Raw genomic sequence first — 14,483 nt, forward strand, 5'->3', positions numbered from 1 at the left:
TACATAAACCCCTATAGAAACTCGAAAGATGTATTAAGTTAAATAAAGGAGGAATATATTCATGCAATTATCCGAAAAATTTATTAAGATTGTAGTAAGTGCGATGCTAGTTGTGACATTCGCATTAACAGCAGGACCTGGTATGGCGTTTGCGAGTGTAGACGACAAACTTACTGTCAAAGAAGCAGATGGTGAAACAGAAGAAGGAACGGAAGAAGGAACAGAAGAAGAAACAGAAGAAGGCACAAATGAAGAAGATGGAAGTGAAGAGGAAGCTGAAGCACCAAATTTAATTCCTGGGGACTTCTTCTATTTTATTAAAGCAGTAAAAGAGAATATTCAATTAGCGATTACGCTTGATGATTATAAGGAAAGCCAATTACTAGCTGAGTTTGCTGCTGAGCGTATTGCTGAAGCAAATGAACTTATTAACGCTGGAAAAACAGAAGAAGCGGCTGAACTTCTAGAAAAAGCAGCTGCAACACAGCAAGAGGCAGAAGATATGCTAGATAGTTCTGAAGGTTCAGATGAAACTGCTGATAGTGAGACTGATGCAGATTCAGATAGCGATACGTCAACTGAAGAAGGTACCAATACAGAAGAAGACGGAATAGAAAATGAAGAAGGTACTACAACAGAAGGCGATGCACCAGAAGAAGATACTACGGAAACAGATGATGTCGTCGCTGAAGAGGACACAGATCTAGAGACAGATGAAGAAACAGACGAAGTAAGAATAAATCTTGCAAATAACATTGATGCTCTATCAGCTGTACTTCTGAAAATCGATAATCCGAATGCACAAGCTGCAATTCTGAAAAACATCCAAAAATCTTTTGCAAAACTAGCAGAAAAGATTGAAAAGCGTGCTGGTAATGCGGAAGAGTCAGAAGAAGATACTACTGAACCTGAAGCAGATGAAGAGGAACCAACAAATGAGGAAGAATCCGAGTTAACAGTTGTAGCATCCGAAGTGGAAAATGACGATAATGAAACAGATAAAACTGCTGAGAAGTTAGCGAAAGCAGAAGAAAAAGCGGCTAAGAAATTAGAGAAGGCACAAGAAAAAGCTGAAAAAGCAGAAGAAAAAGCAGCTAAGAAATTAGAAAAAGCTCAGGAGAAAGCTGCCAAGAAATCCGAAAAGAAACAGGAGAAAGCAGCTAAGAAATTAGAAAAAGCGGAAGAAAAAGCCGAGAAGGCACAAGAAAAAGCTGAGAAAAAGGCTGAAAAGAAACAAGAAAAAGCCAACAAATCAAAAAATAACTAATATAATATTCAAAAGCACCAGGTATTTTCCTGGTGCTTAATTTTTTATTTATCCATCATACTACCTGCCTTGTATCCAATTATATTTATAGGATCCTTGGGTGACGAGTATGGTGGTGCATATCCGAGCTCAAGTTCTGCCAAATCTTCAACAGATATTTTCCCTTTCATTGCTGTAGCAATTACAGCTAGACGTTTATGAACGCCATCTTCACCAATGACTTGTGCTCCAAGAATTTGACCATTATTTTCTTCAAAGAGGATTTTCATGCTAATTTTCTCAGCTCCGGGATAATAACCTGCATGTGACAACGATTCATGGGTTACTTCTTTAAATGGGATAGCTAGTTTATTAAGTGCATGACTACTGTATCCAGATACTGCAACGCTCAAATCAAAGACCTTAAAAATAGCTGAACCTTGTGTTCCTTTATAGGCCAAATCGTTATCCTGCAGATGGTTTGCGATAATAAATGCCTGTCTGTGCGCTGGCCAAGCCAGTGCTACATGGCGTGGCGTGTCAGTCAAATAGTCTTGTGTTTCAACCACATCCCCTAATGCATATATATCAGGGTCATTTGTTTGCATGTATTCATTAACTTTTATTGCCCCAGTTTCACCAATATCGAGTGAACTGTCCTCAGCGATTTTGGTATTCGGTTTTATACCAACTGCTAGAATGGTCATGTCGGCCTGAATGCTTTTTCCACTGTTTAAATGTAGAGTTGAACCATTATTGGTAAATGAATCGAGACCATCCTCTAAGATAAGGTTAACTCCTTTCGCTTTTAAGTGGTCTTGGATTATTGTAGCCATGTCTTCGTCGACTAGCTTCATTACTTGTTTAGAGCGGTCAACCACAGTACATTCTATATCTAGGGATTTTAGATTCTCTACCATTTCAAGTCCAACGAAACCGGCGCCTATTATCGCACAGGTGCGTGGCTTGTGTTCATTAATAAATGCATAGATGTCGTCCATATCTGGAATAGTATGCAACGTAAATGTCTGTTTAGGATTTAATCCTTTCAAGTTGGGTTCAATTGCAGAAGCACCAGGTGAAAGGACTAGTTTATTGTATGTTTCATGTTGGATTGCTCCATTATTTTTATATTCAATTTGCTTTTGTTCACGATTAATTGAAACAACTTCTGAATCTGTTTTGAGGTTTATATCATACTTTTTGGCAAATTCATGATTATCAACTAGTAAGTCATCCCGTTCATCAACGGTACCACCAATGTAATAAGGCATTCCGCAATTGGAGAAAGCTACGTAATTTCCTTTATCAAAAAGTATGATTTCTGATTCTTTGTCAACGCGGCGAATTTGTGCTGCAGCTGTTGCTCCGCCACCAACACCGCCGACAATAATAATTTGATTTGTCATTTTTATTCCTCCTATTTTCAAAATTCCCCTTAATCCATTTTACTAATCATTTATGAATAAAGCTGTTTAAAGGTTTTAGGGGTATGTGGTATGTTTGTACTCAAACTGGCAGAATTATACAATAGAAGGATGAAGTATTGCCACTCGAAATGAGGATCCGCCCTCATGCTTAAAACGAGGGTTTTCAAGCAAATAGCGGAATGAGGATCCGTCAAACAGTCGAAGCGGATCCTTGTTCCGTTAATAAATGGGTTTTTCAACAAAGGCCCTTTGAATGCTATCAGCAACAACAAAAGAACCATGAAAAAAGATGCCATATTCGGCATCTTTTCATCATAATATTCCCAATGATCCTAAGAATACAATCACAATAGTAATAGGCACTAACCATCGCATAATTTGGAACCATAGCTGATACATATTTGGTGACAAATTATTGCTTTCATTGAACTCTCGCCTCATCAGCGTTTTATCCATCTTAAATCCAATAAACAATGCAATTAATAAACACCCACCAGGCAATAATATATTACTCACGAGAAAATCACTTGCATCAAAAATAGTCAGGTTGAAAATTTTAAAATTAGCTAAAGTGCTCGAAGATAGTGCAGCTGGTATCCCTGCAATAAAGACAATCAAACCTGCAATCCATGCTACTTTTTTACGTGACCGTTGTTTATTAGCGGTAAAAGCCGACGTAATAATCTCCAGCATACTAAATGATGACGTTAGTATAGCAAATAAGAATAATAATAAAAATAAGCCTAAAAATATTTCCCCAAAAGGCATTTGAGCAAATGCTTCAGGTAAAACCATGAATAATAATCCTGGCCCCGCTGTTGGCTCAAGTCCAAATGAGAAGACAACAGGGAAGATGGCTAAACCAGCTAACAGGGAAACGAAAATATTCATAATTGATACAGAACCTGCTGAAAACGGTAAGCTAACATCTTTCCCTAAGTAGGAACTATACGTAACCATTACCGAGAAACCTACTGCTAAGGAGAAGAAGGACTGCCCTAATGCGTACAAAACACTTTCGCCGGTTATTTTGGAAAAGTCAGGCTGAAGAAAGAATCTCAATCCTTCCGAAGCTCCTTCAAATGTGACGGAGCGAATGACTAATACAATAAAAAAGATGAACAATAATGGCATTAATATTTTACTTGCCTTTTCAATACCGCCTTTGATACCAAATGTAATAACAACAATATTTATGATTAAGAATAATCCTAAACCTAAAATCGTTATCAAAGGATTTCCGGTAATCATACCAAATAATTGCTCATAGTTGGCGTTGTCTTTAATTATTAAACCTGGGATGGATAATGCACTATAAATTAGTACCCATCCACCTACGACACTGTAAAACGACATAAGGACAAATGATCCAAATACACCCAAACGACCAATTATTGACCAGCCACTTTCAGGTGCAAGTTTTTTGAAAGCACTAATCGCTTCTTTTTGTGCCCCGCGTCCTATTATAAATTCAGAAATTAATAAAGGAAGGCCGATGATAACTGTAAACGCAATAAAAAGTAGAAAAAAGGCGCCGCCACCATTCATTCCGGTCATATAGGGGAATTTCCATATTGCCCCAAGACCTATTGCCGCACCTGTTGATGATAAAATAAAGCCAAGTCTGGATGACCATTGATCTCTTTCTGAATTCATATTTTGCCTCCCTTTTCTTTAATGTTGTACAGTATTATATCATTATTTACTCTTTGCGCAAAAAAATAGACAAAGATTTATATTTTAGTTCTTAAATCCCACAATTCAGGAAAGAAGTAGTGATCCAATACTTGTTTTAGGTAACCGACTCCAGATGAACCGCCTGTTCCCGTTTTATGTCCAATAATCCGTTCGACCGTTTTCATATGGCGAAAGCGCCATTGCTGGAACCAATCTTCAACATCGACCAATTTCTCTGCAAGCTGATAGAGCTCCCAATGGTCGGATACGTTCCGATATACTTTCATCCAGGCCTGTTCAACTGAGTCATCCTTTTCATATGTTTTGGAAAAATCGCGATTAAGTACATCTGGATTAATATCAAAACCGTTACGTGCTAATGCCTGAATCGAAACGTCATAAAGCCCTGGTTTATAGTAGGCATCTTCCAATATTGCATGGATCTCTGGGTCCTTTTTGTAAATCTTAAGGACATGTGGTGTTTTATAACCTAAAACAAATTCAACCAAACGATATTGATAGGATTGGAAACCGGATGCATTGCCAAGTTTGTCACGAAACTCCATGTATTCAGCAGGTGTTAATGTTGATAGCACATCCCAAGCCTGGATAATTTGTTCCTGAATTTTAGAAACACGTGCAAGCATTTTAAACGAAGTATGCAGGTCATCTTCCTGAATCGAGGTCACAGCAGCTTTCGTCTCATGAATAATTAATTTAAGCCAAAGCTCACTGACATGATGAATGATGATAAATAACATTTCATCATGATGTCCAGATAAACGTTTCTGGCTAGTCAGTAACTGATTTAGCTGCAAGTAATCACCGTAGTTCATATCTTCCATAAAATCGGTATGAATCCCCTCTTCATTAGTGAACTTATTATCGCTCAAAAAAATTTCCTCCTTTAACTAAGTGATCTTAATACAGCGCGGACTGGACTAGCATCAGCACCTGTAATAGCGAGCGGGACAGCAACTAGCTCGTAATCTCCTGGTACTACATGGTCGAGCATGAGGTTTTCCAAAATAAAAATCCCATTGTCATATAATGCATGATGGGTGGCCAAATCTTTACTATCAGGAGCATCAACTGAAGGCATGTCAACACCGATTAGTTTTACGCCTTTTTCCTTTAAAAAAGGAGCAACACCAGGGTTTAAATCTGGCATTTTATCTGGGAAGCGGTTTGGATTATTTGGCAGAGAGGTATGCAACAACACTCTCGAGATACCTTTGAATTCATAACCCTGAAATGTTTCGGCTGTAATTTTTTCTGCATCACTAACATCAATTACTTTTGCTTTTCCAATCGCTAGATTTATGTCAAGCTCTTCTATCGTTTTTCCCTTTGAATCATAGTGAAAAGGTGCATCAATATGTGTTCCGGTGTGTAAACTTCCTGTCATTTGCCCGACATTAACTGATCCGGTTTGTTCTATTGAATAGGTAAGTGAATAGTCAAATGGCGTGTCTCCTGGAAAGTGTGCCATATCATTTGTTAATGGTTGTGAGATATCAATCCACTTTGATTCTGTCATTATGCAATTACCCCCCGTTTGTTTTCATATCTTTTATAGCGTTCTTCCTTCATAATTTGTTTGAGAGTATGAACAGTTTTCCACACTTCTTCAAATGTATTATACAAAGCAACCGGGGCAAGGCGAATTCCGTTAGGCGTCCGAAAATCCGGTACGATTCCATCGGCTTTCAATGCTTTGCAGATACGAGCGGCTTCCTTGTGCTCAAGGAAAATATGGCCACCACGAGTAACCTCATCTGTCGGACTAACTACAGTAAAATTATAATCGGATAATTCACTGTCGATTAGTTCCATTAAATAGTGAGTAAGCTCAAGAGATTTTTGGCGAACCTGTTTAATCCCTGCTTCATTAAATATTTCCAATGACCCAAGTAGAGGTGCAGCACTTAATAAGTGTGGTGTACCAATTTGATAGGCACCAGCGTCCTCAGCCGGTGTCAAAGTATGCTCCATATCGAATTGTTTTTCTTTTGAAGAACTGAACCAGCCAGCAAGTCCTGGTTCATTGCCGAAATGTTTTTGATTAACATACAGACCGGCAACACTTCCCGGACCAGCATTTAAATGTTTATAGGTACACCAGAATGCAAAATCAACACCCCACTCGGATAGTTGATGTGGGATTGCACCAATTGAATGACACAAATCAAAACCGATTGTAATATTGCGTTTATGTGCTTCTTTGGTTAACCTTTCCATATCAAGAATTTGTCCGCTCCGGTAGAGAACTCCTGGCAGCACAATTAAAGCTACATCATCAGCCATGGCTTTTACAATATCCTCTGTCTCAAGTGTATTTCCATTTCTGCTTTTTACTTGAATAAGGTGCTCATCTGGATCATACCCTTTTAGTTTTAATTGACTTTTCAGAGCATAAATATCAGAAGGGAAGTTTAATTCATCTGCAAGTATTTTGGTTTTCTTGTTGTTCGGTTTATAAAAACTGGCAACAAGCTGATGCATGTTCGTCGTTGTGGATCCCGTTACAATTACTTCATCCTTTTTTGCTCCTATTAAAGGTGCGGTCATCGATCCTAATTTTTCGGATAAATAAAACCAGGGATGTTCTCCCTCAGTCCATCCATCTATCGCGTATTTTTTCCATGCGTTAACGGCGTCATCTACCGCTTGTTCAGCTCGCATTGATAAGAGCCCTAATGAATTACCATCTAAATAGATGGTCCCATTTGATATATAAAACTCCTTACGAAAATCTTTTAAGTTATCTTTTTGATCTAATTGGTTCGCATATGTTTTCTCCGTGTTCATATTATCATACCTCATTTGTTCAGAAATTTTTTGACAGTTAAGAAAGGATTTATACTTTCTTACTGTAAAAGTACAACTAAGGCTTTGCGATAAGCCAAGTTTTCTAACCACCTTCATAATAACAATGAATGAGGGGGTTTGAAACTTATATCTTTTGATTATTGGAATGAAAAGTAAACAAGACTTTCGAATCATTTGAATTCTGTATATTAAAAACAATTGCAAATTTTAAAATACTGATTTATACTTAAATTAGATATGAAACAACGTTTTACTATATGAAATACGGAGGTGAAAGAATGAACTTTGTTTCTGACAAAGTAAAGAATTTGTCACCCTATTTATTTTCAGAGTTTCAACGAAAGAAAAAGGAACTGGAAGCAAGTGGAGTAGATGTAATCGATTTAGGGATTGGTGCGCCTGATCTGCCGACACCAGATTTTGTGATTGATAGATTGACTGAGGAGTCCAGGATTTCTGAAAATCACCGGTATTCGACATATAGCGGATGCGTAGAGTACAAAGAGGCAGTAGCTGATTTTTATAAGAAACATTATAATGTTGACTTAGATCCATTCACGGAGGTTATGGCTGTAATTGGCTCAAAGGAAGGAATAGCCAACTTAATGCAAGCTACGCTAAACCATAATGACATGGTATTAGTTCCTGATCCTGGTTATCCTGTCTATCGGACAGCTGTTCATTTAGCTGGAGGAGAAAGTGTTCCACTACCATTGGATATACAGAATGGCTATATTCCATTATATGACCAAGTTGAGGGTGCTGCAGTAAAACGGGCAAAATTAATGCTTTTAAATTACCCGAGTAACCCAACGGCGGCAACTGTAGGTTATAACACATTTTTGAAAGCGATTACATTTGCTGGAATAAATAATCTTTTGCTCGTTCATGATGCCGCCTATGACATGGTTACTTACAACGGGTACAAGGCGCCTAGTGTGATGCAAGTTCCTGGTGCGAAAGAAAATGCTGTGGAATTTGGGTCCTTGTCAAAGAGCTTTAATATGACTGGTTGGCGTATTGGTTTCATGGTTGGAAATAAAGAAGTTATTAAGGCATTATCAACGTTTAAAAGCAACATTGATACGTGTCAATTCCTCCCTATTCAAAAAGCGGCTGCTACTGCGTTGAAAAGTGATTTTTCCCAAGTAGCCAAGAATAACAAGATTTATCAGGAACGAATGGAGAAATTACACAATGCCTTCCAGGAACTTGGTATCTATGCTGATAAGCCGAACGGCACCATTTTCCTTTGGGCAAAGGTTCCTGATGGCTTTAATTCCATGTCATTCGCTAATAAATTACTGGAGGAAGCAGGAGTTATCGTAACACCTGGAAACGCGTTCGGCCCACGTGGTGAAGGCTTTATCAGAGTAGCGCTGACAGTTACTACCGAACGTTTAGATGATGTGATTGAAAGGATTCAAAAGTTAGATTTTAAGGAGGTGGTCCAAAAGTGAAGAGTACGGTAGAAGCAACACGAATAACGAAGACCATAACAGCAGCTCAAGCAATCGTGGAATGCTTGAAAATAGAGGGGATTAAAAATGTGTTTTGTGTTCCTGGTGAAAGTTATTTGCCTGTATTAGACGCATTGCATGACGAGAAGAGTATTCGTGTTTTAAGTGCAAGACATGAGAGTGGAGCGGCATTTATGGCTGAAGGGTATGCAAAGTCGACCTTAAAACCTGGTATTGTGCTTGCCACACGTGGCGTTGGGGCGGCAAACCTATCAATTGGAGTGCATACTGCATTCCAAGACTCAACTCCAATGGTCGTATTTCTAGGACAGGTACATAGCAAGTTTAGAGGCAGAGAGGGATTTCAGGAAGTTGATCTTGACCGTTATTTTCAGCACATTGCCAAGTGGGCAGTGGAGGTTAAGGATGCGGAGCGCATGCCTGAAATTGTTCAGAGGGCATTCCGAATTGCTCAAACTGGAAGACCGGGACCAGTAATTATTTCGCTGCCGGAGGATGTTCTCCCAGTTGAAGCTGCTATGCAATTTGGACCTGTAACCGTTAATCCGTCACCAGTACCAGCGCAACAGGAAATTGACCATGTTGAAGAATTGCTTTCATCAGCAAAGAAACCATTGATTATAGCTGGAGGTGGAGTGAAAAGCTCGCAGGCAGAAGAACATCTGGTAGCTTTTGCTGAAAAGTATAAAATCCCTGTAATGGCAGCGTTTCGCAGGCAGGATGTTTTTCCGAATAATCATCCATTATATGTAGGGCATCTTGGGCTTGGGACCAATAAAAAAGTGCTGCAAACCGTAGAGCAGGCAGATCTGGTTATCGCACTCGGCACCCGTCTTTCAGAGGTAACAACACAGGATTATCAAATTATTACAGCAAACAAACAACTTATCCATATTGATTTAAGTTATGACACAATCGGAAAGGTTTACGCACCTGATGCAGGAATTGTAGCTGATGTAGGTGAAGCATTACAAGTGTTAGCTAAGATAGATGTCGATTGTTCATGGATTAATTGGGTGAAAGAGCGTCGTCAAGCACATGAGGAGGTAAACAGTTTAAATGTTTCTCATAATGACGGAATCAATAAACATATTATTGCGTTGATGGAAAAAAAGTTGCCCAAAGATGCTTTATTAACAAATGATGCGGGTAATTTTGCTGGTTGGCTGCATGCCTTTTATCCATTTACCGAAAAACATACGTATGTAGGGCCAACATCTGGAGCGATGGGTTATGGAATGCCAGCAGCGCTTGGGGCGAAATTGGCCTTTCCGGAAAAAACAGTTGTTTCTTTATCTGGTGACGGAGGTTTTATGATGACCGTTCAGGAGCTGGAAACAGCAGTTAGAAATAATATTCCAGTCATATGTCTTGTTTTTAATAATAACATGTATGGAACCATTCGCATGCACCAGGAAATTCAGTACCCGGAGAAAGTGGTTGGTACTGATTTAGGAACTGTTTCCTTTAAAAATTTAGCGATTAGTGTTGGTGCTGACGGTTATCAGGTTACTACAATAGAGGCGTTTGCTGAAGCTCTTGAAATGGCCTTAGAAAAAAACAGACCAGCAGTGATTGAGATTTTGACCGACAAAGAACAGATTTCAGTTTCATCCACGATTACGCAAATTCGTGATCGTGCTACAAAATAGATTACACACTAATTTTTAGGAGGTATTTAGAATGACTGAAACATTACTCAAGGCAGAAAAACTTAAAAACTTTATCAATGGTAATTGGATCGATGTTAATGAATCGACCGCGGTTATTAATCCAGCAAATGGAAAAACAGTTGTTGACGTACCTTTATCAGGCAGTGAGGATGTAAACACTGCTGTTAAAGCTGCTAAAAAGGCTCAAAAGGAATGGGCGCTAGTTCCGGCACCACAACGTGCGGAGGTACTGTTCCGTGTTGGAAGCATCATGAAAGAACGTAAAGAACGTTTATCACAATTACTGACAATGGAGAATGGAAAAGTAATTGAAGAAGCACGAGGCGAAGTGCAAGAGGGAATTGATATGGCATTTTACATGGCTGGAGAGGGTCGTCGTATGTTTGGTCAAACGACACCAGCAGAACTAAAGGATAAATTTGCTATGAGTCAACGTTGTCCTGTTGGTGTTGTTGGAATTATCACACCATGGAATTTCCCAATCGCCATTGCAACATGGAAGTCGTTTCCAGCAATTGTTTCTGGTAATGCAGTTGTTTGGAAACCGGCGACAGAAACACCGATTATGGCGTTTGAACTCGCTAAGATATTTGAAGAAGCAGGATTGCCAAAAGGTGTTGTGAATGTTGTCTTTGGAAAGGGATCAGCGGTTGGTGATGCAATGGTAAACCATGATGATATTCGTGTTATATCATTTACTGGATCAAACGATACTGGCCGGAGCATTGCAAGTAAATGCGGGGAACAGCTGAAAAAAGTATCACTAGAAATGGGTGGGAAGAATGCCGTAATTGTCATGGATGATGCGGACCTTAACCTTGCCGTCGAAGGTATTTTATGGAGTGCTTTCGGAACTAGTGGTCAACGCTGCACAGCATGCAGCCGCGTAATTGTTCATGAAGATGTAAAAGAAAGACTGGAAGAGCGTCTGCTTGTTGAAATGGAGAAATTAACAATCGGCGACGGTCTTGATGAGTCAATAAAAGTAGGACCGATCATTAATAATGCAGGTCTTGAAAAAATTAAAAAATATATTCAGATAGGCAAAGATGAAGGAGCTAAAATGCTGGCTGGTGGCTATGTTATGGATGAGGGTGATCATGCAAAGGGTCACTATTTTGCCCCAACATTGTTCACGGACGCAACAGCTGAAATGCGTATTTCACAAGAAGAGATTTTCGGGCCAGTTGTTTCATTGGTACCCGTGAAAAGCTTTGAAGAAGCGATCGAAGTAAATAATGGCGTGGAATTTGGGTTATCAAGCTCGATCTTCACAGGTGATGTCAATCGTGTGTTTAAAGCACAACGTGACCTTGATACAGGGATCGTTTATGTCAATGCAGGTACAACAGGAGCAGAAATCCATCTGCCATTTGGAGGTACAAAAGGAACCGGTAATGGACATCGCGATTCTGGTGTTCAGGCGCTTGATGTATTCACTGAATGGAAAGCAGTCTATGTGGATTTCAGCGGGAAACTCCAACGCGCCCAAATAGACGTTGAGTAGAAAGAAAAGCGAAGGCGACTGTTCAGCGACGTATGGAGTGGACTGATCCGTATGAGATAAAGGAAACGCGAAGATCGTAAGCGAAACGACGTTGATTTTCGTAAGGAGGAGAAGGAAGTCCACTAGTCGGTAGGAGCCGCAGCCAGACAAAGAAAAGCAAAAGCGACTGTTCAAAATAGGTATACAAGGTGGAATTAAATATAAAATCTTATACAGGGAGTGTGAAGGATGTATGAAAATAGGTGTATTAGGATCTGGATTAATGGGGAAAGAAGCTGCACGCGATTTAGTAGAAAGTGAAGGTGTAACTGCTGTAGGGTTAGCAGATATTGATTTGGAGAGAGCCCAGCGGGTTTGTGATCAATTAAATTCTACTAAACTGACAGCTTATCAGGTAAATGCTAGTGATGAGCAGGAATTGGCTAACTATATGCGCCAGTTTGATGTGATCATAAACGCCTTGTTTTATTCGTTTAATGAAATTGTTGCAAAGACAGCAATTAAAGTTGGGGTTAATTCAGTAGATTTGGGTGGTCACATTGGCCACATGACAGATAAAGTTTTGGCGATGAAAGAGGATGCTGCAGCTGCAGGGGTTACTTTAATCCCTGACTTGGGCGTTGCTCCAGGTATGATTAACATTTTATCCGGTCATGGTGCTAGCAAGTTAGATAAGCTAGAGGAAATTAAACTATATGTAGGTGGTATCCCGCTTAAACCAGAGCCACCATTTGAATATAATCATGTATTTTCCATGGAAGGTGTATTTGATCATTATACAGACCCATCCCTTATTGTTCGAAACGGAGTGAAGCAGGAAATTTCATCGTTGACTGAGGTTGAACGTGTTTATTTTGAAAAATTTGGACCATTGGAGGCTTTCCATACATCTGGTGGGACATCTACATTATCGATATCATATCCGAACTTAAAAACACTGGAATACAAAACAATCCGTTATCCTGGTCATGCAGAAAAGTTTAAATTACTTGTTGATCTTAATTTGACGCGGATGGATTATCAAGTAGATGTCAATGGACAAAAAATCAATCCAAGAGAGGTATTGTTAAAGGTCCTTGATCCAATTGTAGATCTAAAAGAGAAGGACGATGCAGTTTTATTACGAATAAAAGTTTCAGGTGAAAAAGATGGAAAACCAAAAACATATGAATACGAAATGACGACTTATAAAGATAGAGTAAATAATGTTACAGCAATGGCCCGTGCTACAGCCAATACCATTTCGGTAGTTGCACAAATGATTGGAAATGGTACAATTTCTAAACGAGGTGTATACCCTCCAGAACAGTGTGTCCCGGGTGAAATTTACATGAAGGAAATGGCAAAAAGAGATGTAAACATACTGGAAACAGGTAATACAGAAAAAGAGCATGTAAATATTTAATGGATTTGTTGAGGTTGTCCTACATCAAATGAGGCAACCTCTTTATTATAATTACAGCGTTTTGGTGAAAATAGATGCAACAAGGAGACTTCGGCCATGAATCAAAGTGTGATAAAGGCATTAAAACTACTAAATTACTTTACAATGGAAACACCGGAATTAACATTGAAAGAGATTGCTAATAAGGCTGAAATCCCAAAACCAACCGCATACAGACTGTTATCCGCTTTGGAATCTAGTGATTTTTTATATAAAACAAAGGAAAACGAACATGATAGCCGCTACCGATTGGGATTAAAGTTACTTGAATTGGGACAAATCGTATCAGACCAACTGGAGATAAGAACGATTGCTTTACCATATATGGAAGAGCTCGCACAGGAGATTAATGAAGTAATTCATTTGGTTATCTCTAGTCAGGATGAAGCGACGTACATTGAAAAAGTGGACAGTTCAAGAGCGTTGCGATTGTATACTAGAATTGGAAAAAGTTCACCACTGTATGTGGGATCTGGTCCTAAGATGCTGCTTGCTAATATGTCACGTGAACGGCAGGAAGAAATATTAAGTAATTCAGAACTATATCGGTTAGGTGATCATACTCCAATCGATAAACAGCAATTAATGGAGCAGCTGGAAACAATCTACCAGGATGGATATGCATATAGTATTGGGGAGCAAGATGCTGATACGACAGGAATTTCTTATCCAATTTTTGATTCTCGCAACCAAGTTATCGCCGCATTAGCTGTCAGCGGGTTATCCAGTCATTTTGAAGGAGATAACCTAAAACTACTAAAAAGTAAGACAAAGCAATCTGCTCAAACTATTTCGAGGCAATTAGGTTATCGCGGGCCAGATTTATAATTGCGAAGGGATCTGAATTGTTATGAATACAGTCTTTATAGCTGGCCATGCCAGGCTGCCATCTGGTATGGCTGCGAAAAATATGTATGAAACATTGACCATCACTGCTGAAATTGACAAAAAATATGGCGTGATTGTAGCAGCTAATTGTACACTGGCAACAGAACATGGAAGGCAATTTGTGCAGCAATTACTTAGAGGACATAGTTTGCAGGATGGAATTGAAATGCCTGTTGACGAAGTGAAGGAGCATTATTTAGGTAAAGCTGGGAATGCGTTGGCATCTGCATTGAATGATTTATATAAGCAGTATGAGCATTATATGGGTAACTAAAGTGCCCCCACCAGAGCGAGGTGGGAGCACT

The 14,483-nt window shown here is 39.3% G+C and carries 12 protein-coding genes; 7 read left to right on the forward strand and 5 right to left on the reverse strand.

All coding sequences use genetic code 11. From position 1 onward, the window contains the following. Positions 1 to 61: 61 nt before the first annotated feature. The gene (locus BMY13_RS16135) at positions 62 to 1,267 is read left to right on the forward strand and encodes a DUF5667 domain-containing protein (RefSeq protein WP_092505860.1); all 1,206 of its coding nucleotides are present in this window, start codon (positions 62 to 64) and stop codon (positions 1,265 to 1,267) included. Positions 1,268 to 1,311: 44 nt separating this feature from the next. On the opposite strand, the gene BMY13_RS16140 is transcribed toward BMY13_RS16135, so the two are convergent. The 5 genes from BMY13_RS16140 to kynU all read right to left on the reverse strand — a co-directional run bounded on the left by BMY13_RS16140 (position 1,312) and on the right by kynU (position 7,179). Next, positions 1,312 to 2,655, reverse strand: coding sequence for a CoA-disulfide reductase (locus BMY13_RS16140; RefSeq protein ID WP_092494324.1), 1,344 nt, complete (start codon positions 2,653 to 2,655; stop codon positions 1,312 to 1,314). Between the two features lie 333 nt (positions 2,656 to 2,988). Continuing rightward, positions 2,989 to 4,332 carry a sodium-dependent transporter gene (locus BMY13_RS16145; protein WP_092505862.1) on the reverse strand — a complete coding sequence of 448 codons (1,344 nt, stop codon included), beginning with the start codon at positions 4,330 to 4,332 and terminating at the stop codon, positions 2,989 to 2,991. Positions 4,333 to 4,409: 77 nt separating this feature from the next. Beyond that, the gene (kynA, locus tag BMY13_RS16150) at positions 4,410 to 5,246 is read right to left on the reverse strand and encodes a tryptophan 2,3-dioxygenase (protein ID WP_245736133.1); all 837 of its coding nucleotides are present in this window, start codon (positions 5,244 to 5,246) and stop codon (positions 4,410 to 4,412) included. A 14-nt stretch (positions 5,247 to 5,260) separates the two neighbouring features. Continuing rightward, positions 5,261 to 5,893 (reverse strand): arylformamidase, encoded by a 633-nt coding sequence (gene kynB, locus BMY13_RS16155; RefSeq protein WP_092505864.1) that lies wholly within the window; start codon positions 5,891 to 5,893, stop codon positions 5,261 to 5,263. Then, positions 5,893 to 7,179 (reverse strand): kynureninase, encoded by a 1,287-nt coding sequence (gene kynU / locus BMY13_RS16160; RefSeq protein ID WP_425445164.1) that lies wholly within the window; start codon positions 7,177 to 7,179, stop codon positions 5,893 to 5,895. Before kynU ends, kynB begins: the two co-directional genes overlap by 1 nt. A gap of 284 nt (positions 7,180 to 7,463) precedes the next feature. Between kynU and BMY13_RS16165 the strand changes: the two genes are divergently transcribed. The 6 genes from BMY13_RS16165 to BMY13_RS16190 all read left to right on the forward strand — a co-directional run bounded on the left by BMY13_RS16165 (position 7,464) and on the right by BMY13_RS16190 (position 14,452). Beyond that, the gene (locus BMY13_RS16165; protein WP_092505868.1) at positions 7,464 to 8,645 is read left to right on the forward strand and encodes an aminotransferase class I/II-fold pyridoxal phosphate-dependent enzyme; all 1,182 of its coding nucleotides are present in this window, start codon (positions 7,464 to 7,466) and stop codon (positions 8,643 to 8,645) included. After that, on the forward strand, positions 8,642 to 10,318 hold the full coding sequence (locus tag BMY13_RS16170) for a thiamine pyrophosphate-binding protein (protein ID WP_245736134.1): 1,677 nt from the start codon (positions 8,642 to 8,644) through the stop codon (positions 10,316 to 10,318). The genes BMY13_RS16165 and BMY13_RS16170 overlap by 4 nt, the downstream gene beginning before the upstream one ends. Before the next feature lie 31 nt (positions 10,319 to 10,349). Next, the gene (locus BMY13_RS16175) at positions 10,350 to 11,846 is read left to right on the forward strand and encodes an aldehyde dehydrogenase family protein (RefSeq protein ID WP_092505870.1); all 1,497 of its coding nucleotides are present in this window, start codon (positions 10,350 to 10,352) and stop codon (positions 11,844 to 11,846) included. Positions 11,847 to 12,078: 232 nt separating this feature from the next. Beyond that, positions 12,079 to 13,251: a saccharopine dehydrogenase family protein gene (locus BMY13_RS16180; protein ID WP_092505872.1), complete on the forward strand. Its 1,173-nt coding sequence runs from the start codon at positions 12,079 to 12,081 to the stop codon at positions 13,249 to 13,251. 96 nt (positions 13,252 to 13,347) lie between these two features. After that, positions 13,348 to 14,118 carry an IclR family transcriptional regulator gene (locus BMY13_RS16185; protein WP_092505874.1) on the forward strand — a complete coding sequence of 257 codons (771 nt, stop codon included), beginning with the start codon at positions 13,348 to 13,350 and terminating at the stop codon, positions 14,116 to 14,118. A 22-nt stretch (positions 14,119 to 14,140) separates the two neighbouring features. Further along, entirely contained in the window at positions 14,141 to 14,452 is a 312-nt protein-coding gene (locus BMY13_RS16190) for a DUF3870 domain-containing protein (RefSeq protein WP_092494316.1), read from the forward strand. Positions 14,453 to 14,483 lie beyond the last annotated feature (31 nt).

It is taken from the genome of Virgibacillus subterraneus, assembly GCF_900110695.1.
Classification (GTDB): Bacteria; Bacillota; Bacilli; order Bacillales; family Amphibacillaceae; genus Lentibacillus; species Lentibacillus subterraneus.

Bases quoted from the DNA above. Each gene is read 5' to 3' on its own strand.
- BMY13_RS16135 (WP_092505860.1), top strand. From the start codon at position 62: ATGCAATTATCCGAAAAATTTATTAAGATTGTAGTAAGTGCGATGCTA.
- BMY13_RS16140 (WP_092494324.1), bottom strand. From the start codon at position 2,655: ATGACAAATCAAATTATTATTGTCGGCGGTGTTGGTGGCGGAGCAACA.
- BMY13_RS16145 (WP_092505862.1), bottom strand. From the start codon at position 4,332: ATGAATTCAGAAAGAGATCAATGGTCATCCAGACTTGGCTTTATTTTA.
- kynB (WP_092505864.1), bottom strand. From the start codon at position 5,893: ATGACAGAATCAAAGTGGATTGATATCTCACAACCATTAACAAATGAT.
- kynU (WP_425445164.1), bottom strand. From the start codon at position 7,179: ATGAGGTATGATAATATGAACACGGAGAAAACATATGCGAACCAATTA.
- BMY13_RS16165 (WP_092505868.1), top strand. From the start codon at position 7,464: ATGAACTTTGTTTCTGACAAAGTAAAGAATTTGTCACCCTATTTATTT.
- BMY13_RS16175 (WP_092505870.1), top strand. From the start codon at position 10,350: ATGACTGAAACATTACTCAAGGCAGAAAAACTTAAAAACTTTATCAAT.
- BMY13_RS16180 (WP_092505872.1), top strand. From the start codon at position 12,079: ATGAAAATAGGTGTATTAGGATCTGGATTAATGGGGAAAGAAGCTGCA.
- BMY13_RS16185 (WP_092505874.1), top strand. From the start codon at position 13,348: ATGAATCAAAGTGTGATAAAGGCATTAAAACTACTAAATTACTTTACA.
- BMY13_RS16190 (WP_092494316.1), top strand. From the start codon at position 14,141: ATGAATACAGTCTTTATAGCTGGCCATGCCAGGCTGCCATCTGGTATG.